General features: G+C 43.9%; 20 protein-coding genes and 2 tRNA genes. 18 read left to right on the plus strand and 4 right to left on the minus strand.

The window, feature by feature from the left end; genetic code table 11:
• The first annotated feature begins 74 nt into the window (after window positions 1–74).
• Both NWE95_03770 and NWE95_03775 read left to right on the plus strand, forming a co-directional pair.
• A complete protein-coding gene (locus tag NWE95_03770; protein MCW4003016.1) occupies window positions 75–302 on the plus strand; it encodes a hypothetical protein in 228 nt (75 codons plus the stop codon).
• Window positions 299–1852 (plus strand): APC family permease, encoded by a 1554-nt coding sequence (locus NWE95_03775; protein ID MCW4003017.1) that lies wholly within the window; start codon window positions 299–301, stop codon window positions 1850–1852. Before NWE95_03770 ends, NWE95_03775 begins: the two co-directional genes overlap by 4 nt.
• Here the strand turns inward: NWE95_03775 and NWE95_03780 are convergent.
• Window positions 1847–3472, minus strand: a complete 1626-nt coding sequence (locus tag NWE95_03780) for a hypothetical protein (GenBank protein MCW4003018.1) — start codon at window positions 3470–3472, stop codon at window positions 1847–1849. The genes NWE95_03775 and NWE95_03780 overlap by 6 nt on opposite strands.
• A gap of 144 nt (window positions 3473–3616) precedes the next feature.
• Between NWE95_03780 and NWE95_03785 the strand changes: the two genes are divergently transcribed.
• Window positions 3617–3940 (plus strand): hypothetical protein, encoded by a 324-nt coding sequence (locus tag NWE95_03785; GenBank protein ID MCW4003019.1) that lies wholly within the window; start codon window positions 3617–3619, stop codon window positions 3938–3940.
• Here NWE95_03785 and NWE95_03790 read toward each other — a convergent pair.
• Window positions 3896–4156, minus strand: coding sequence for a hypothetical protein (locus tag NWE95_03790; GenBank protein ID MCW4003020.1), 261 nt, complete (start codon window positions 4154–4156; stop codon window positions 3896–3898). The genes NWE95_03785 and NWE95_03790 overlap by 45 nt on opposite strands.
• 54 nt (window positions 4157–4210) lie before the next feature.
• A tRNA-Ser gene (locus NWE95_03795) sits at window positions 4211–4325 on the minus strand.
• A 529-nt stretch (window positions 4326–4854) separates the two neighbouring features.
• Here NWE95_03795 and thsB point away from each other — a divergent pair.
• Together thsB and NWE95_03805 are read left to right on the plus strand one after the other, a co-directional pair.
• A complete protein-coding gene (gene thsB, locus NWE95_03800) occupies window positions 4855–6507 on the plus strand; it encodes a thermosome subunit beta (GenBank protein MCW4003021.1) in 1653 nt (550 codons plus the stop codon).
• A 219-nt stretch (window positions 6508–6726) separates the two neighbouring features.
• Window positions 6727–6804 (plus strand) — tRNA-Glu (locus NWE95_03805).
• 27 nt (window positions 6805–6831) lie between these two features.
• On the opposite strand, the gene NWE95_03810 is transcribed toward NWE95_03805, so the two are convergent.
• Window positions 6832–7935: a phosphate uptake regulator PhoU gene (locus tag NWE95_03810; protein ID MCW4003022.1), complete on the minus strand. Its 1104-nt coding sequence runs from the start codon at window positions 7933–7935 to the stop codon at window positions 6832–6834.
• 276 nt (window positions 7936–8211) lie between these two features.
• On the opposite strand from NWE95_03810, the gene NWE95_03815 reads away from it, so the two are divergent.
• The 13 genes from NWE95_03815 to NWE95_03875 all read left to right on the plus strand — a co-directional run bounded on the left by NWE95_03815 (window position 8212) and on the right by NWE95_03875 (window position 18373).
• Window positions 8212–8655 (plus strand): 4Fe-4S dicluster domain-containing protein, encoded by a 444-nt coding sequence (locus NWE95_03815; GenBank protein MCW4003023.1) that lies wholly within the window; start codon window positions 8212–8214, stop codon window positions 8653–8655.
• A complete protein-coding gene (locus tag NWE95_03820) occupies window positions 8655–9935 on the plus strand; it encodes an FAD-dependent oxidoreductase (GenBank protein ID MCW4003024.1) in 1281 nt (426 codons plus the stop codon). The genes NWE95_03815 and NWE95_03820 overlap by 1 nt, the downstream gene beginning before the upstream one ends.
• Window position 9936: 1 nt before the next feature.
• The gene (locus NWE95_03825) at window positions 9937–11064 is read left to right on the plus strand and encodes a glutamine amidotransferase family protein (protein ID MCW4003025.1); all 1128 of its coding nucleotides are present in this window, start codon (window positions 9937–9939) and stop codon (window positions 11062–11064) included.
• The gene (locus tag NWE95_03830; GenBank protein ID MCW4003026.1) at window positions 11061–12572 is read left to right on the plus strand and encodes a glutamate synthase-related protein; all 1512 of its coding nucleotides are present in this window, start codon (window positions 11061–11063) and stop codon (window positions 12570–12572) included. Before NWE95_03825 ends, NWE95_03830 begins: the two co-directional genes overlap by 4 nt.
• A 4-nt stretch (window positions 12573–12576) precedes the next feature.
• Window positions 12577–13377, plus strand: a complete 801-nt coding sequence (locus tag NWE95_03835; GenBank protein MCW4003027.1) for a hypothetical protein — start codon at window positions 12577–12579, stop codon at window positions 13375–13377.
• Between the two features lie 248 nt (window positions 13378–13625).
• Entirely contained in the window at window positions 13626–13748 is a 123-nt protein-coding gene (locus NWE95_03840; protein ID MCW4003028.1) for a hypothetical protein, read from the plus strand.
• A 13-nt stretch (window positions 13749–13761) separates the two neighbouring features.
• The gene (locus NWE95_03845; protein ID MCW4003029.1) at window positions 13762–13971 is read left to right on the plus strand and encodes a hypothetical protein; all 210 of its coding nucleotides are present in this window, start codon (window positions 13762–13764) and stop codon (window positions 13969–13971) included.
• On the plus strand, window positions 13968–14441 hold the full coding sequence (locus tag NWE95_03850) for a hypothetical protein (protein ID MCW4003030.1): 474 nt from the start codon (window positions 13968–13970) through the stop codon (window positions 14439–14441). The genes NWE95_03845 and NWE95_03850 overlap by 4 nt, the downstream gene beginning before the upstream one ends.
• A gap of 239 nt (window positions 14442–14680) precedes the next feature.
• A complete protein-coding gene (locus NWE95_03855) occupies window positions 14681–15616 on the plus strand; it encodes a glycosyltransferase family 2 protein (protein MCW4003031.1) in 936 nt (311 codons plus the stop codon).
• The gene (locus NWE95_03860; protein MCW4003032.1) at window positions 15600–16451 is read left to right on the plus strand and encodes a DUF1616 domain-containing protein; all 852 of its coding nucleotides are present in this window, start codon (window positions 15600–15602) and stop codon (window positions 16449–16451) included. Before NWE95_03855 ends, NWE95_03860 begins: the two co-directional genes overlap by 17 nt.
• Complete coding sequence (locus tag NWE95_03865; GenBank protein MCW4003033.1) at window positions 16441–17202, plus strand: CPBP family intramembrane metalloprotease; 762 nt, start codon at window positions 16441–16443, stop codon at window positions 17200–17202. The genes NWE95_03860 and NWE95_03865 overlap by 11 nt, the downstream gene beginning before the upstream one ends.
• 42 nt (window positions 17203–17244) lie before the next feature.
• Window positions 17245–17502: a hypothetical protein gene (locus NWE95_03870; protein ID MCW4003034.1), complete on the plus strand. Its 258-nt coding sequence runs from the start codon at window positions 17245–17247 to the stop codon at window positions 17500–17502.
• Window positions 17503–17596: 94 nt separating this feature from the next.
• Complete coding sequence (locus NWE95_03875) at window positions 17597–18373, plus strand: hypothetical protein (protein MCW4003035.1); 777 nt, start codon at window positions 17597–17599, stop codon at window positions 18371–18373.
• Window positions 18374–18396 lie beyond the last annotated feature (23 nt).

Genomic DNA, 18396 nt, shown 5'->3' on the forward strand with positions numbered 1-18396 from the left:
TTTATTAGAAATAATTATCTTGGCAGAGTTTTAAATACTAAATCATTGAAACAGTTGAAACAAGGGACTGCTGAGTGAAAAGGAAAATTACCATAAAGTTAATTTTCGCTGGGGCACAAAGCATTCTGGCGTTTGGCACATTAGTATTAGCTCTACTTATACACTTTAATGTTTTAACCGCTACAATGCTTAACATACCTGACGGGACTCAAAGCTTGTATGCCCTTTGGCTTGCGCTATTTAGCGTTATCCTGCTGATAAGCGGGATTTTTCTTATCTACGAATGGTGGGAAGCAGATTGAACAAAAACCACAGTAAAACCAAAACCTTGAGACTGTTTGACATAGTTATGGCTGGGCTTAGCGGAGCAATAGGCTTCGAAATCTTTGTGCTTCTCGACTATGCCTACTTTCGCCTAGCTGGACCTGACATGCTTATTGCCTTGGCGTTAGGCGGAGTCATCAATTTATTGCTGATGCTTAGTTACTGTGAACTTGCATCAGCGATGCCTAAAGTCGGCGGCGAGTACGTTTACATTAAAACAGCCTTCGGAGGATACACTAGTTTTATTTTCGGATGTTTCCGTTGGCTCGCTATAATCTTTGCCGCTTCCTTGGCATCCATCGCGTTTGCCCTGCAATTTTCATACCTGTTCTCAGCGATATCACCTGAAATCCAAGCTGCAATACTGAATTACACTTGGATAATTGCAATTCTTCTCGTTGCCGTTATGGGTTTTTTGGAGATCAAAGGCGTAAGAAAAATGGGAAGCATAATCGTTATAGCTGTGCTCTTGTTGTTCGCGGGTTTGATAATCGGCGGTTTATTCGGTGGCGTAGGTCCCTCTGATCTTTCCACAGCCCCTCTGCCCAGTGGCGTCTCAGGGATATTTGCGGCTACAGTCTACGTTTTTCCAATGTTTATTGGAACAAAAGCCATCATTGCTGCCTCTGCTGAATCTAAGAAACCAGAAAAAGACATTCCCCGCGGAATTATTATTACAGCGTTGATTTTGATACCTATTTACTTGCTGTTGGCGTTTGTGGTCGTTAGCACTGTAACCCCTGAAGAAATTGTTCAACAGATTCCTCTCATTAGTTTTGCAGCTGGCAGAGTTTTCGGTAATTACGGAACCATTTTCTTCTCCCTAGCTGGAATGGCAGCTTGCCTCTCAGCACTTGGAACCGCTTTATCTGTCCAGTCCTCAATAATTCGAGGCATGAGCATGGATGGTTACTTCCCTAAAAGCCTCAATCTAACTCATCCCCGCTACGGAACACACCACATTGCAGCCATAGTCGGCATAGTTTTCATTATGGGAATAAGCATCATAGGTGCTGTACCGTTTTTAGGCTACGCTGCCAGCTTTGGTTCTCTTATCGTTTTTGCCCTCGTTAACTTATCTCTTATCAAATTGAGAAAAACTCAGCCGTATTTGGAACGCCCTTTCAAAACTCCCCTATACCCATTCACGCCTGCTTTAGGCGTTATCCTATCAATAGCTCTACTAGCTATCCCCTTGGCTATAGGAGACGGCAACGCCCTTGATGCCTTAATATCAAGTCTAGTCTTAGCAGGAATTGTTCTGGCAAGTTACTACCTGCGGATGGTCGGTCGATACCGCGCTCAAATCGCTTTAGGCGGCATAGGCATCGGAGTCGGCGGCTTTTTAGCGATAACTTCCATCCTTAACCTAACAGGCTCAGAAATCAACTTTCTGCCCTTCATACCAGCGTACATTCAACTATTCTTAAGCATGGTCTTCATTATAACAGGCTTCTTCAACTTCAATGCAGGCTCCAAAAAGAAAAAGAAACCCGAAACCGCTGAAGCGCCACCGCCAAACTTATGAGTACGCTAGGCTGAACTCAGCGAACTCTTTGTCTGACAACCAACCCTCCACTTGCAGGGCGGTTAGTCCTCTTAAAACCTCTTCTTTGGCTTTTTCAGACTCCAATAGGTTGGCTTTTAGGCAGGCCTCAGAAATGTCACGGTTGAAAACTATATCCTCATCTAGTAAGCGCATGAATCTGTTAAGAATTACAGCTATCTCCTTTGACCTTTGCTGAAAAATCTTACTGATTTTTGCTTTCCCAACAGCTTTCAACTTTAAAACTAAACCGCTTCCACTTACAGTTGAGGGCGCGACATAAGCGTAGCGTTTGTTTGATTTAGACTGATAGCACGATAGGTAAAAGGGCATGTAAACCAGAGAAACTTCGCTTCTTTCTTGTTTAACTCCTAAATCTTCGAACTCTAGTATGAGCGCTTCCCTGCTCTTAGCTAACTCGTCAACCTGAGCGATTATGTTGGAAGTTAACTCCTCAAGCTTTTGCATTTCACTCTGAAAAGTTCTAATTTCGCCATCTTGAGCTGCTTCAATATCAAGTAACTCCATGCCGGCCTCTTTGATTTTTGCGTCGTTTTCCTGCTTTAATTCAAACAACTCGTTCTTCTTGTTTTCTTCAACTTCCAAAATCTGTTTCTGAATGTTCTTTTTCTCATCTGAGATGTCTGGAAGCTGCTTCTTTAATTCGCTAACCTTCGCTTTCCATTTCTGTTCAGTTGCATCATCCTTATTTATTGCCGCAGTTTTTATCTCTGCCTCAATTTTGGCTATTTCCGAATTAATTTGTTGCATTATTTTCTCTTGCTTAAGATTTTCTTTCTGTAACTCTGTTATCTGCTGGTCAAACTTGTTTGAGGTCTCGGTGACCTGAACAGAGTATTCTTTGTTAATCTTAGCCGCTGTCTTTTCAAGGGTAATTTTAGCTTTTTGAATCATTGGGCTGAATTTTTCTTTAGTTGCAGCGATTTCACCCTCCAAAAGCGTCAGCGCTTCTTGGGTTCGTCGGTTCAATAACCTGATAATCTCATTTAAACTCGTTACTTCTTCCCGTATTTTCAGCCAAGTCGTTTCGATGCTTTGAATCGTTCTCGCTACTCCGTTAGCGTCCAAAGCAGAATTGATAAAAACTGTATCTGAAACTGGCGCGCTGGTCTTTTTTGCTTCCTTGATGTAGTCTAAATAATCTTGGGTTAGTTTTTTGTCGTGTAATAGTCCTTCAATGACAAAATTTTGTTCTGGTACGCCTATGTTCTTGAAATAGTTTTGATTGTTGGTGAGAAAATTCAAATGGGCTTGGCGTGACGCTAAGGGGGCGGTCAAATTGTCTTTGAAGGATTTAAAGTCAGGTAAACCCTGATAATGTATTACATGCGAAGATTGATTTAATCCATCCAGCAGAAGAGTCGCTTCTCTAAGAGGCGCCACCCAGAATGGATAGTAAACTTTGGAAAGAAAAACAAGCTTTTCAGGAGCCTGTTTTCTAAAGAAGCCTCCACCTGTCTCTCGGTTTAACTCGGTTATGCATAAAACTGCTGCTTTCTCAACTTCATCGGTAAAAAAATCGTTTTCTGCTTGAGTAGAGACGGCGAACGGAAGCAAAGTTTTTTCTCGTATATATTGCAAAGCGCTAACCACACAGCCAACCTGTGTTATTGAAAATAAATAGCATTTAAGATTTACTGCAACCCACTTTTGACTTGTGTAGATAAACGTTTTAACCTAAGAACCGCCTTCTTCTTTTAAGAAGACTCGGAGAGTTATTTACCGATGACATCCGAAGATAATAATGAAATCACAGTTAAGGCGCCTTCAAAACCAGTCACTGCGCCAGAAGAGCGAGCTCGAAAGAAAGCTGAAAAAAGCTTGGAAGAACAAAGGTTCAATGTTCTTGAGCTACACAAAAAAATCAGCCAATACGCCAGTATTGCTTTATTCTTAACGGGGGCTTCATTGCTTGGGTTTCTGATTTACGCTGCCGCTACTGATCAGGTAGCAGGCTTGTTTTCCTCTAGTCCACTTGGTCTTGGGGCTTGGGTGTTTGTGGGTTTAATCAATATTATCGTTGGTTTTCTTTTGCTGGGTCGCGAATAAAGATTTTTTTCCTCTTAAAAGGTAAAAGCCGCAAGCGATGTCTAAACAGCTCAAAAAAGCCACTATCCAAAATATCATGCCGTCTTGAAAAACTTGCCCAACATTCACGTTTCCAACAATGGCTAAAACTGCAGTTAATAGGATGACGAATCCTGTGAAGGCTAAAAAGCCTCCTAGGGCAATTTTCAAACGCTGAGCAGTCGAGAACGTTGGCATATCCGCATCCGACTAATAGATGTTTTTTTGACAAAATAACCTTTTTGTAGGCTCTGGCGCCGGGAGGGGGATTTGAACCCCCGCGACCCCGAAAGGTCACAAGCTGACAAGTGCCTGCATTGCGCAAACATCTCCAGGCTTGCTCCCTGCCTGGCTAGGAGACCCCGGCAACAAAGTTGCGGTAAGGCTAGTTTGCACCACTTCTCTGACTTGCGCAGAATTTAAAGTTTTATCGAAAATTATTGCCAATAAAGCAACTGTTACTGTTACAGTGTAAATTAGCGCATACCCTACAGTCCATATATACAAACCATAAATACACAACATATATACAACGCCTCCCCCTCGCTGAACTTTCACACACAAACAAACGCCCAAGCCACCCCCGCATTGATTGTGAAACGTTCACAACCATCCAGCAACCCAAAGCACAAACAGAAACAAAAAAGCAACCATCTGCACAAGCCACAGGTTGATGATGTACTAAGAGCACACTCTCATCAACTACTACTAGAAAAAACAAAACAATTAACCCATAAACATCCAAAACCCACAAACCACAAACACCAAACCAAAACACACAAAACCACAAAAAACAAAACCAACAACCATCCTAACACGCCTTAAAGTTTATATTTGCGTTTGATTTACGCATAATTCCGAATCAAAACAAAATTCTACTAAAGTAGGGATAACACATGGCGTATTTAACAACAACAGGATCAGGACAACCAGTCCTCATCCTCAAAGAAGGAACAACACGAAGCAGAGGCAAAGAAGCCCAAAGAAACAACATCATGGCAGCACGCGTAATCGGTGAAGTCCTCAAAACCACACTAGGCCCAAGAGGCATGGACAAAATGCTCATCGACAGCCTCGGCGACATCACCATAACAAACGACGGCGCAGCCATCCTAAAAGAAATAGACGTTGAACACCCAGCAGCAAAAATGATGGTGGAAATAGCCAAAACCCAAGACGACATGGTCGGCGACGGAACCACCAGCGCAGTAGTTCTCGCAAGCGAACTCCTCAAAAAAGCCGAAGAACTCCTAGACCAAAACATCCACCCAACAATTCTAGTAAGCGGCTACCGAAAAGCCAGCCAAAAAGCCATCGAAGTCATAAACAAAATATCAGAACCACTCGACACCAACGACCGCAAAAAACTCCTCAAAGTCGCATTAACATCCATGAGCAGCAAAGCAGTCGGCGCCGCCAGAGAACACTTAGCAGAAATCTCAATCGACGCAGTCAAACAAATTGCAGAACAACGCGGCGAAAAAACCATCGCTGACATAGACAACATTCAACTTATCAAAAAAACAGGCAAAAGCCTTCTAGAAACCCAACTTATCAGAGGCATAATCATCGACAAAGAAGTCGTCAACCCAGGCATGCCAAAAACGAAAACCAACGCAAAAATCGCCCTCCTCGACTCAGCTCTAGAAATCGAAAAGACAGAAATCAGTGCTGAAATCCGCATCAAAGACCCCTCACAGATGAAAGCGTTCCTAGACCAAGAAAACGACATGATGCAAGACATGGTTAAAAAAGTTAAAGCCTCAGGCGCAGACGTGGTCTTTTGCCAAAAAGGCATAGATGACATGGTGCAGCACTTCTTGGCTAAAGAAGGCATCATGGCAGCACGCAGAGTAAAAGAATCAGACATGGAAAAACTGGCGAGAGCCACAGGCGGCAGAATAATCAGTGACCTCGACGACCTCAAAAAAGAAGACCTTGGCATGGCAGGCTTAGTGGAAGAACGCAAAATCGGCGACGACAAAATGATATTCGTCGAAAAATGCAAAGACCCACACAGCGTAGCCATCCTTATCCGAGCAGGACTCGAACGCATGGTTGACGAAGCTGAAAGAGCTCTCGTTGATTCACTATCAGTCGTTTCTGATGTGATAGAAAACAACAAAGTCGTCCCAGGCGGCGGAGCAGTTGAGATTGAAATCGCTAAAGAACTGCGCAAATACGCCACTAAAGTCGGTGGAAGAGAACAGCTTGCAGTTGAAGCATTCGCTGACGCAGTTGAAGTCATCCCGCGCACGCTTGCAGAAAACGCGGGCTTAGAACCCATCGACATACTGGTGGAACTACGTGCAACTCACGACAAAGAAGACGGCAAAAACAAAGGTATCAACGTATTCAGTGGCAAACTGCAAAACAGCATCGACAATGGCGTCATCGAACCAATTGTCGTCAAAGAGCAAGCCATCAAATCCGCAGCCGAATCAGCAGCCATGATATTGCGCATTGACGATATCATCACAGCTAAAGCACCCAAAGCGCCAGCAGGCGGTCCAGGCGGCGGAATGCCTGGCGGCATGGGTGAAGAGTAAACTTCCCACCTTTAATTTTTCTTTTTCCTTGAAAACCCAAATTAGGTCTTTTTAAGAATTAACAGTACTTTTCTGTGACAAAAACGGTTTCTCTATGTTATTTTAGTGTTTTGTGGGCTTTTTTGCTTGGCATGTTTTTGTGTTTCAGCGTTCTGACAGCTTGAGTTGAGGGGAAGGTAAATTAATAGAGGAGAAATGTGTATGTACGCTAAGCACTTTGCTCCGGTAGTATAGTCCGGTCAAGTATAGCGGCCTCTCGAGTCGCGGACCCGGGTCCAAATCCCGGCCGGAGCACCAAAACCAACAAATCAAAAGAAATTTGGTTTATTTGAATACAAAGGTGGAGCAGATTTCTTCCACAGTGCGGTTAAGGGTTAGTTCTGCCATGTTTCGACTGTAATCCATTATGCGTCTTGAGCTGTCAAAGATTAAGCGTAGCACGGAGGCGATGTTGGGGTCGAGTTTTTTGCTTGACATTAGCATGATTAGTTCATTTTCAAGTTGCGTGAGGGCTTCGCGTTTTGAGATTAATTTTTCTGCGTCTTTGTAGTCCCGTTTGAACATGGCTTTGATTGCGTCGTCGTATAATTCATGTGCTTTATTGGTGAAATTCAAGATTTGAGTGTAAACTTCTTCGTCTATGGGCTCCTTTATGAATAGCATTTCATCGTCAATCAGTTTCTGCAATGAGCCAAGGTTGTTGATGATGTTTAGAGCGTTTTCGCCGATGCTTTCTATATCATTTACGGCTATGCGGTAGAGCAAAAACTCCTTAGGGGTTGCAAAACCAAGTTCTCGGTAGAGGTTTCTTTCTATGCCGTGCTTTAGTTGGCGAACGATGTAGAGACCAAGGCGGTTCACATCATTATGAGCATGAATGACGCTGTCAAAAAGACTGTTGCTTCGGTCTTTTAAGGCAGCGACGGCATCCCTGTTAGCAGCAAGCGCAACGATTGCCATGCGTCTAACGGCCTTCTCAATTGGGAATTCAGAATATTTAATTAAAATCTGTAATGTTATTTCATTTGGCGTTTCATCGATTACTTCTGAGCCCAAAAAGCTATCTCTTGAGAGGCTCTTTATTTCATTCTTGTAATTTGCTACATCTTGAACATTCTTAAAGCGAACGCGTATGATGTCAGCACCTATGGCGTATAATGCCCTTATCATGCGCAGTGTGGATTGCGGAGGTTCTTTTGGGTCTACGTTAATGCAGTATTCTTTTGGTTTGGCTGCGTCGCCTCTGCCCTCTTTCTCCATAATTTTCCTTGGAACAAGGGCGAGCGTCGAGTCAGGCTGTATGTTGAAGGCAATTTCGCTTCCTCGCTTTAAGCCCACATCTTGCACCCATTCTTTAGGGAGAGATATGATGTATGAACCTCTTCCTGTGCATTGAACTCTTCTATACCCTAAGTCTTTTTCAGCCAAAATGTACACCTTCACTTGATACATGTTTCATTTAGATACACTAGTTACTTAACTTGCATATAAATGATTTTCAACAAAGTTATATAGATTACGTGCTTTTGATGTGATAGTCTAAAGCCAAAGAAGCGAGTAAAATGTCAGTTCACACGTGCAAAATACTAATTACGAGTACAAACCAAAGGACGGTAAGCAGGGCTACGTTGTGTACAACTGACACTGAACTTTACGTTCGGATGCTCACTTTTTCTCGCTGAATCAAAATGCGAGGTCAGCAAAGTGAAACGTGTAATCGCCAAGCAAGAAGCTTGCATGGGTTGTGGACTATGTGAAGTCTACTGTACTGTGCAGCATTCAAAGTCGAAAGACATAATCAAAGCTTACAATAGCGAACGCCCCAAACCTATAAGCCGAATAAGACTTGAAGTTAAAAAGCCCATATCTTTCGCTATTCAATGCCGACACTGCGAAGACGCGCCATGCGTCACCGCTTGCCTATCTGGTGCCATGCAGAGAGACGAGAAAACAGGCGAAATCACACATAACAAAGACAAATGCATCGGTTGCTGGACTTGCATCATGGTGTGTCCATACGGCGCCATAAAGATGGACAAAGAAGGCAAGGTTGTCGCCAAATGTGACCTCTGCCAAGGGCTTGAGGAACCCGCATGCGTTGCAAATTGTCCCAACCAAGCTTTGGTATTCAAAGAGGTGAAACCCTAATGGCAAAGTATGTAATTGTTGGCGCTTCAGCAGCAGGCATTGGCGCAGTTGAAGCCATACGCGACATAGACCCCGTGGGGAGCATCACTGTAATCTCTGACGAAATCTGTCCACAGTATAGCCGTCCAATGATTAGTGATTTTGTTAGCGGCAAAGCAGATTTCTGCAAGATGAAATGCCGAACCGACGAGTTCTGGAAGGAAAACAGTGCCGAAGCATTAACGGGTAAAAAAGCCATAGCGCTAAATCTCACAGAGAAAACCGTGCAGCTGGAAAGCGGCGAAAAAATTGCTTATGAAAAGCTTTTGCTGGCAACAGGTGGCAAACCCTTTGTGCCCAAGATTGAAGGTTCAGAAAAAGACGGCGTATTCACGTTCACTACCATCAAAGATGCCGAGCTCTTAGCGGCTAAGATTGATAGCTTAAACGCTAAGTCAGCTGTAGTGGTCGGGGCTGGGCTTATTGGCATAAGCGTAACCGAAGCCTTGGTTAAACGTGGGCTTAAGGTTACCTTGGTTGAGTTGCAGGAGAAAATCCTCAGCCTACTCTTAGACACTAAGGCTTCAGACCTTGTTGAAGGTGTCATCAGAAATGCAGGTGTTAACATTGTTACGGGTCAGTCTGTTCAAAAAATCGTTGGCAAACCAAACAATGAAAATGCAGTCGGCGGTGTCATCTTAACTAAAGGCGAACATGTTCCCTGTGATTTAGTCATCGTTGCCATCGGTGTTATTCCAAGAACCGAGTTAGTCGCGGGTACAGCGGTGAAGATTAATAGAGGCATCATCGTAGATAACACAATGCAGACCAACGTGCCCGACGTTTACGCCAGCGGCGATGTCGCAGAAGCCTACGATTTCATCTTAAACCAAAACAGACCCTTACCGCTTTGGCCCCTCGCAGTGTTGGAAGGTCAAGTTGCAGGCTACAACATGGCAGGCAAAAAAACCACGTACACAGGCGGCACAAACATGAGTAGCCTCAAGTACTTCGGCATACCCATCATCTCGGTCGGCTTAGCAAACCCAAAAGAAGACCCAGCATTAGAAGTGCTCGTTAAACATGACTCAGAGCGTAACATCTACAAGAAACTGGTTCTTAGGAACAATGTTGTAGTAGGCATGACGCTGGTCAACAACATCGAACGCGCAGGCGTTCTCTTCTACCTAATGAAAAACTGTGCAAATGTTAAGAAATTCAAAGAAAAGTTGCTCTCAGACGATTTTAGCTTAGCCACTTTACCTGTGGGTCTGCAACGAAAAATGTGTGTGGTGCAATAACATGGATAAGTACGACAGAAAAATAATCAACCCATTCGGGGATGACAAGGATTTCTCAGGTTGCGCCATATTCGGCATGATGAGCACCGAAGGCAAACGCTTCGGCTCAGCTGACCCTGTTCGAGCGATAACGAACATGCATGACCGCGGCAACGGTTTAGGCGGCGGCTTCGCAGTCTACGGCATATACCCGCAGTTCAAAGAGTATTATGCATTCCATGTCATGTACCTAAGCAGAGACGCAAAAGAAAGAACCGACCGCGTACTCGCTTCAAAATTCAACATAATATACGATGAGGAAATGCAAACAAAACCAGCCAACGTACGAGACCCTCCACTGGTATGGCGCTATTTTGTTGAGCCCAAAAAACGCCGACCAGAAGGACAAAGCATCGAAGACTATGTAATCGAGGCTGTTATGCGGATTAACACTGAAACAGGCAAAGCCTTTGTCTTCTCAAGCGGCAAAAACATGGGCGTCTTCAAAGGCGTCGGTTTCCCAGAAGACGTTGCAGACTTCTTCTGTTTAGAAGATTACCAAGGTTATCTTTGGTCTTGCCACAGCAGATTCCCCACAAACACTCCTGGCTGGTGGGGCGGCGCGCACCCATTCAACATCCTTGACTGGACAGTAGTGCATAACGGCGAACTATCATCCTACGGCATAAACCGCCGTTACTTGGAAATGTACGGTTACAAGTGCACCATGCAAACCGACACTGAAGTGTTAGCGTACGCTGTAGATTTGCTCATGCGCAGACAACACCTGCCAATGGAACTGGTTGCCCAAATTCTTGCTGCACCATTGTGGAGCGAAATAGATAGCATGGAACCAAAACAAGCAAATCTGCTACGCACTCTCCGCCAAACATACGGCAGTTTACTAATGAATGGCCCATTTAGCATAGTTATTGCTCATCACGGCGAAATGATAGGGTTAACGGATAGAATCAAACTGCGGCCTCTTGTGGCAGGCACAAAGGGCGACTATGTCTATCTCTCGTCTGAGGAGTCAGCCATGCGACTGGTCTCTCCAAACCTAGACAAGTTCTGGTGCCCAAGAGGCGGCGAACCTGTGATTGCTCAGCTAAAAAATGCTGAGAGTTCAGTGGGAGGCACAGAGCAATGAAAACTTACGTGACACCTGAATACTTAATTGAACGCGACGAGAAACGCTGCATTCGCTGTAAAGTATGCGTCAACCAATGCACATACGATACACACTTCTATGACGAAGAAACCGACACCGTTTGCAGCAAAGAAGAGAACTGCGTCAACTGCCAACGTTGCGTAACCTTTTGCCCAACCCACGCCATAACCATAAGAAAGAACCCAAACGCTAACCGAGACAATGCCAACTGGACACTAGAAGCAATCCGTGATGCGAAAAGACAATCAGAAAGCGGAGCAGTCATCCTCACAGGCATGGGCTGCGACAAACCATACTACACATACTGGGACAGACTACTCCTGAACGCAAGCCAAGTCACCAACCCATCCATTGACCCACTACGTGAACCCATGGAAATCAGAACATACCTCGGCGCAAAACCTGACCGCTTAGACTTGGAAGTGGAAAACGGTGAAACAATCCTAAAGACAAAGTTAACACCTCAGCTTTGCTTGGACACGCCCATCATGTTCTCCGCTATGTCGTATGGCGCCATCAGCCTCAACGTCCACGAATCCCTAGCAAGAGCAGCAACAGAATGCGGCACTTACTGGAACACAGGTGAGGGCGGCCTAGTCCAGAGCCTCTACAAATACGGCAAAAACACCATAGTGCAAGTTGCTTCAGGCAGATTCGGCGTCCACCCAGACTACCTTGACGCTGGCGCAGCCGTCGAAATCAAGATTGGTCAAGGCGCAAAACCAGGCATAGGCGGCCACCTTCCAGGTGAAAAAGTTACCGAAAAAGTAGCAAAAACACGCATGATTCCGATAGGTACAGATGCGCTCTCGCCTGCACCTCAACACGACATCTACTCAATCGAAGACTTACGCCAACTAATCTACGCCCTCAAAGAAGCAACCAACTACGCCAAACCAGTCTCTGTAAAAATAGCGGCAGTTCACAACGTAGCCGCAATCGCAAGCGGCATGGTGCGAGCAGGCGCAGACATAATTGCCATTGACGGTGTCCGAGGTGCGACTGGCGCAGCACCGAAAGTAATTCGCGACAACGTAGGCATCCCAATCGAATTAGCTATCGCACAGGTGGACCAGCGTCTGAGAGAAGAAGGCATCAGAAACCAAGCATCCATCGTTGCAGCGGGCGGCATTCGGAGCAGCGCCGACGTAGTGAAAGCTATCGCATTAGGCGCAGACGCCGTTTACATTGCCACAGCAGCCTTGGTTGCGATAGGTTGCACTGTTTGCCAACGCTGTTATACAGGTAAGTGCCCATGGGGCATTGCTACCAGCGACCCGTGGATTAGCAAACGCATCAACCCAGACATAGCCTCTAAACGATTAGTGAATCTCCTGCGCGGTTGGAGCTTGGAAATCAAAGACATGATGGGCGGCATGGGCATAAACGCCATAGAAAGCTTACGAGGCAACCGACTTGCACTCAGAGGTGTAGGTTTAACAAAAACTGAACTTAAAGTATTAGGAGTTAAAATGGCAGGAGAATAAAAAAATGCTTGAAGAAAAACATAGAATAGAAATTGATTCAAAGTACCAATCTCGAGTGAAAACCGAAAACAAAGTGGTAAAAATAGACGCTCAAGACCTATACTACAAAGACCTCAACTGCCTATTGCGCTCAGTAATTACCAGCGATACAGACAAAATCGAGATATACAACGTTTGCGGGCAACGATATCTGGGAACAGACCTAAACACTGCCATCCAAATAGATGTTTACGGAACGCCAGGCAATGACCTTGGTGCCTTCATGAATGGACCAAGAATGGTGGTCCATGGCAACGCGCAGGATGCAAGCGGCAACACCATGAACGATGGTCAAATCGTCATTCATGGTCACGCCGGAGACTTAACTGGGCACTCAATGCGAGGCGGCAAAATCTTCGTCCGCGACTATGTCGGCTACAGGGTCGGCATCCACATGAAACAATACCAGCGCAAAGTACCAACAATAGTTATAGGTGAAACGGCAGGTGACTTCTTGGCAGAGTACATGGCAGGCGGAATAATCCTCATCTTAGGTTTAAACCTGAAAGCCTGCGAGAAATGCAAAGCTCGATTTGTCGGCACAGGCATGCATGGCGGCGTAATATATGAGCGAGGCGAGATTCTAGAGCCTGCTAAAGGCACGAAAGTGATGAAAGTGGGCAAGCGTGACATGCAAGTAATCGAAAGATTAGTCAACGAATACTGCGGTCACTTCGGTGTTGACTCCAAAGAAATTCTAAATGAACAATTCAAGAAAATACTGCCAATCTCCAAAAGACCCTACGAAGCACTCTACTCACACTAGTTATGCTCTCATTAACCTACCATCTTTCACGGCGAGATAGAGCATTATTTCTTCGAAACTCTTGTTGCTCTGCATCTACCCCTATCCCCCTATATAAAGGGTCAAATATTGGGGTTGTTTTAGACTAAACAGCATTTTTTTCCTAATTCATGCTTATGCGTGTCTTATCATAAATTTTATATACCTATGTGACAAATAGACACCATTTGTCTGCCAGAGGAGAAATGGGCTAACATGCAAAACAAAACATGGAAAAAGCAAGAACAGCCAAAGCCACTACAACAAACCGCCACCCCCGAAAAACCCCCCTCAATACAACTAAGCCAAACAACAACACGAAAACCTACCCAACCAACCTAATCCTCTTTTAAGAGTGTCTTATCGATGGTAAAACAATCAAAACAACAAGAGTCGGAAATCTACATTATTGGAATCCAAATAGACAAGTGCGACATTTGCAGAAAAACCAAGAAAGTCTTTCTCCTCAGATACGGCTTGACTCTCTGCGAAGACTGCCTAACCATCTGTACACAGATTCTCGAACAACTGGAAGCCAACACTAACATAACAAAAAAAGAGGTTGCTCAAATATGAGGACTACAAAATCCGACAAAACGCAGCATGATTCAACCGAAAAAGAATTTGTACCTAATGTAATCTCAAATATGATTAGGCATGGTGGAAGAAAACTCTTATTGACTTTGAAACAAAAAGCACTTAGAAGCAACACATGGTACCGTGCACTAAGTCTTGATAAGCGCAGATTTATCGATGCTGTAATCCAAACCGTTGACAAAATCAAGAGCTCTTTGTTGCTTAAAATTTTGTCTAGCCTCGTTGAAAAACTGTTACAAGCCATAGGTGGCGTTCGCGGACTAATCGGCAATCTGGCCTACAACATGCAGAACTATGGACAGCCATTAGCACAAAAAATAAGCAAGATGGCAAAGCAATGGGGAAATAAAACAGCTACAAAATGGGCGACTGATAAAGGTTTCATACAGTACTTAACAATCATCGAAATAAACAATCTTCCAATTTTCAAAACGAGCAACAAAATATGACATCCCTAAAATTCACACTTCTATATTCCCAAAAAGCTGTACCCCGTAAAATCCCTAGCGCAAGGTGTGACAGGGTTGAACGCTGATAATACTCCTCTTTATACTCCTTTCTCTGTCGTGATGAAACCCCACAAAACCAAGCGCCAAAACTAAATAAGAGTCTAGCAAAAGCTATGTCCACCACCCTACAGGAAAACACACAAAACTATCTAAGATTACCCCAAACTCCAAAGCGATACGTGAAGATACAAAAAAACAACCCCATAACTAAAGACCAAGTAACAATAGTCATCCCAGTCAAAAACGAAGAACAAGCCATCAGCCTAGTCATAGACGAGCTAATCCAAGAAGGCTACAGTAACATCCTTGTCGTCGACGGTTACTCAGCAGACAACACCATCCAAATAATCGAAGCAAAAAAAAGCGTCACGTTAATCCAGCAACATGGCAAAGGCAAGACCGGCGCTGTGAAAACAGCTATCGAAAACGTCACCACACCATATTTGCTAATCCTTGACGGCGACTACACTTACCAAGCCAAAGATATTCAACGCCTCCTAAACCACTGTGCCAACTATGCCCAAGTCATAGGAGTTAGAGACAGAAAAAACATCGGCTTGATTCACAGGTTTGGAAATTGGGTAATCACCAAATCATTCAACCTGTTGATGAGCACTCACTTCTCAGACCTTTGCTCAGGAATGTACGTGCTGAGAACAGACGTTGCACGCAGCTTGGAGTTGGGTTCAAGAGGCTTTGCAACCGAAGTAGAAATCGCTGCCCAAACAGTCTCGGATTATGAAGTAACTGAAGTTCCAATCGGTTATCGCCAGAGGTTGGGGAAGGCAAAACTCTCTTGGAAGAACGGCTTTGGAATACTCTCTACGGTTGTTTCTTTAGCAAGAAAATACAACCCCGTTTTACTTTTCTCCATAGCCTCCATGACATCAATTATCCCCGCAGTAGCCCTGCTCGCTTGGGTACTTTACCGCCAAATGGTATTCGGCATCTGGCACAGCGGATGGGCATTAATGGGCGTAATGCTGCTACTCTTTGCTTCTCAAGCCTTAGCAGTAGTAACGCTGGTTCTTCTCGTAAAGAGGACAGAGAAGAGAATAATCCAGCGTTTAGAAAAAACAAAAAAGAGACCTATTTTCCGTGAAAATTACCTCTGAAAAAGATATATTAACAATAAATGTCCTATCAGCGTTGCTTATTTTAGCTGTGGTTTTAATTCCAGACTCACCGCTAAGAACAGCATTAGGTGTTCCATTTATACTCTTCTTCCCAGGCTACATCCTCATATCTGTCCTATTTCCATCGGGCAAAGATTTAGATGGAACTGAACGACTCGCTTTAAGCATCGGCTTAAGCTTAGCCATCGTTCCATTGATTGGCTTGGCTCTTAATTATACTCCATGGGGGATTAGACTTGCTCCAATACTGCTATCCCTGTTTGTATTCATCCTCCTGATGTCTGCCTTATCACTCTACAGAAGGGGCAAGTTGCCCCCTGAGAAAAAATTCTCTCCCACCTTACCTCTAAAAATGCCAAAATGGAGCACGCTGCCTCGAACAGACAAACTTTTCATCGTAGGCTTTTTAATTGGTATAGTTGCAGTTGGAGGTTTAACAGTGTATCTTGCTTCTTCACCAAAAATAGGTGAACAGTTTACTGAATTCTACGTGCTTGGTTCCAACGGAAAATTAGCTGATTATCCAACTAACATGACGCTTGGACAAAACGGCACAGTAATTCTCGGCATCACAAACCACGAATACAAAAACGTCACCTACAGAGTTGCCATCAGCCTAAATAACCAAACCCTTGAAACCATAAACAACATACAACTAAGCCATGAAGCAAACTGGACCCAGAACTACATTTTGACACCCAAAGAAACAGGCGATAGAATGAAACTAGAATTCAACCTCTACAAAGAAGCCACAGATGAACCGTACCGAAGCCTACAACTATGGATAACCGTGAAGCCACAGAATGAAAGTTAAACGAGAACTCAAACTTTTCCTATTCTACCTATCATTCATAGTTATCGCTGAAATCGTAACCTCCTTTGCTGACGCTTCATACGGTCTTTTCCTACACGCGATAATCCTCGTCTCCCTGCTAGCATTAGCGGCACTTTGGCACGAACAAAAACTCGCTTCTGGCATGCTCCAAAGCCTCTCCTTGGCACCCCTAATCAGAATACTCAGCCTATCTCTACCTTTGGTCTATTTCCCACAGTACGCTTGGTATATCGTAGCAGGCATACCCGTGCTCGGCGCAGCAGTAATTATGATAAGGATTCAAGGATTAAGCCTGCAAGATGTTGGACTCACTCTAAGAAAGCCCATAACACAAGTATGCATAGCACTAACAGGTGTCATTTTTGGAGCCATAGAATACTACATTCTAAAGCCAGAACCTTTGGCTCTCGGCCTCTCCACACTGGGATATGCCTTACTAGCTTTAGCATTAATCGTTGCAACAGGGTTTGTTGAAGAACTCGTCTTCAGAGGAGTTCTCCAGAAAAACGCTGTCAAAAACTTAGGCGAAAAAACAGGAATAATCGGCGTAACCGCGGTTTTTGCCGCTCTCCACATAGGCTGGCTCAACTTGATAGACGTAATTTTTGTCTTTTCAATCGGTCTTTTCTTCGCCGTTTCAGTGCTGAAAACCCAAAGCATCATCGGCGTTACCTTGTCCCATGGAATAACCAATGTCTTCCTCTTCATAGTAATGTTTCTGCTCCAATAAACTTATAAGGGATAGTCACCAAATAGTGTTTGGTTGTCTGCCATGATTTCAACCGTAACAACAACCGTGACAACAGTTGCAATGTTAACCAGCGGAGCCTCACTAGGTATACTAGCAACCATGCTACTCATAACCCTACTGGGAACAAAAGAAGTAATCACGGCTGAACCCGCAGAAACCGCCCAGACAAAACGAATTTCTGCTTTTTCACTTAGTAAAAACCTAAACGTAGCCATACTACCTCTTCTATTCACGTTCGCCCTTATCGTAACCCTCAAAATCATAGAAGTAATAGCTTAAGAGACACCCAACCAATTTTGCATCATTCTTGCACTTACCACTTTAAAATCACTCTCCCCTGCTTCTATTTTAATTCAGCGGCAATGATTCATTTTTGGTAGCAACACCTGAAAATAACCCCCTCACTCCATTCTTTATTGTATGTGCAAGAAACAGACAACACGTAAAAGCAAAAATCTTTGAACTAGAACATATGAAAGCCCATTTCCTAATAGTCTGCGGCGAAAAAGTAGACCACCCACATGTCCTATACAGAAAAACCATAGGCAAATGGGACGCAATCAATTTCGGAGTACAATTTATCCCAAAAAACGTTGAAGTAGTTGTTTTTAATGACGTTGACAACAAAATCTATAATTTTGAGGAAGGCCTCAAAGCATTAAAAGATGGCAAAGACGTCATTTACTGTAGAATATCAGTTTCTAAAGGTCCTCAGTTAAAATTTTATAAAATCCTTGATCCGATACGAGAAAAATTCCATATAGCTGCAAACGGAGATCTCATGATTATTCGACGAGAAGTTTTGGAACAAGTGCTCCCCATCCCTCCATGTATTGCTGAAGATTCTTACATACTTTTTAAAGCTTTGGAACTTGGTTATCGCGCGCATTTTTCCACAAGGGCTTATGTTGCAACTGAAAAATCTGCAAATGCGAATATAGAAGAAGCTTACAAAACAAGGACAACATTAGGGATCTATCAAGCTTTGATCTATGCAAAACCCTCTTTGTTAATTCGTGTTTTTTACTTTTTACTGCCCATCTTTGCACCTATATTTTTATTAGCAGGAGCGGATGGCATAGCTTGGGCAAAGGGAATAGAGAAAGCTGTCAATGCCCGCGTTCAGCGAAAATTTCCAACAAAATTTTAGAACAAGCTAGTGCCAGCTTAAGT

It is taken from the genome of Candidatus Bathyarchaeota archaeon (assembly GCA_026014725.1).
Taxonomy (GTDB): Archaea; Thermoproteota; Bathyarchaeia; order Bathyarchaeales; family Bathycorpusculaceae; genus Bathycorpusculum.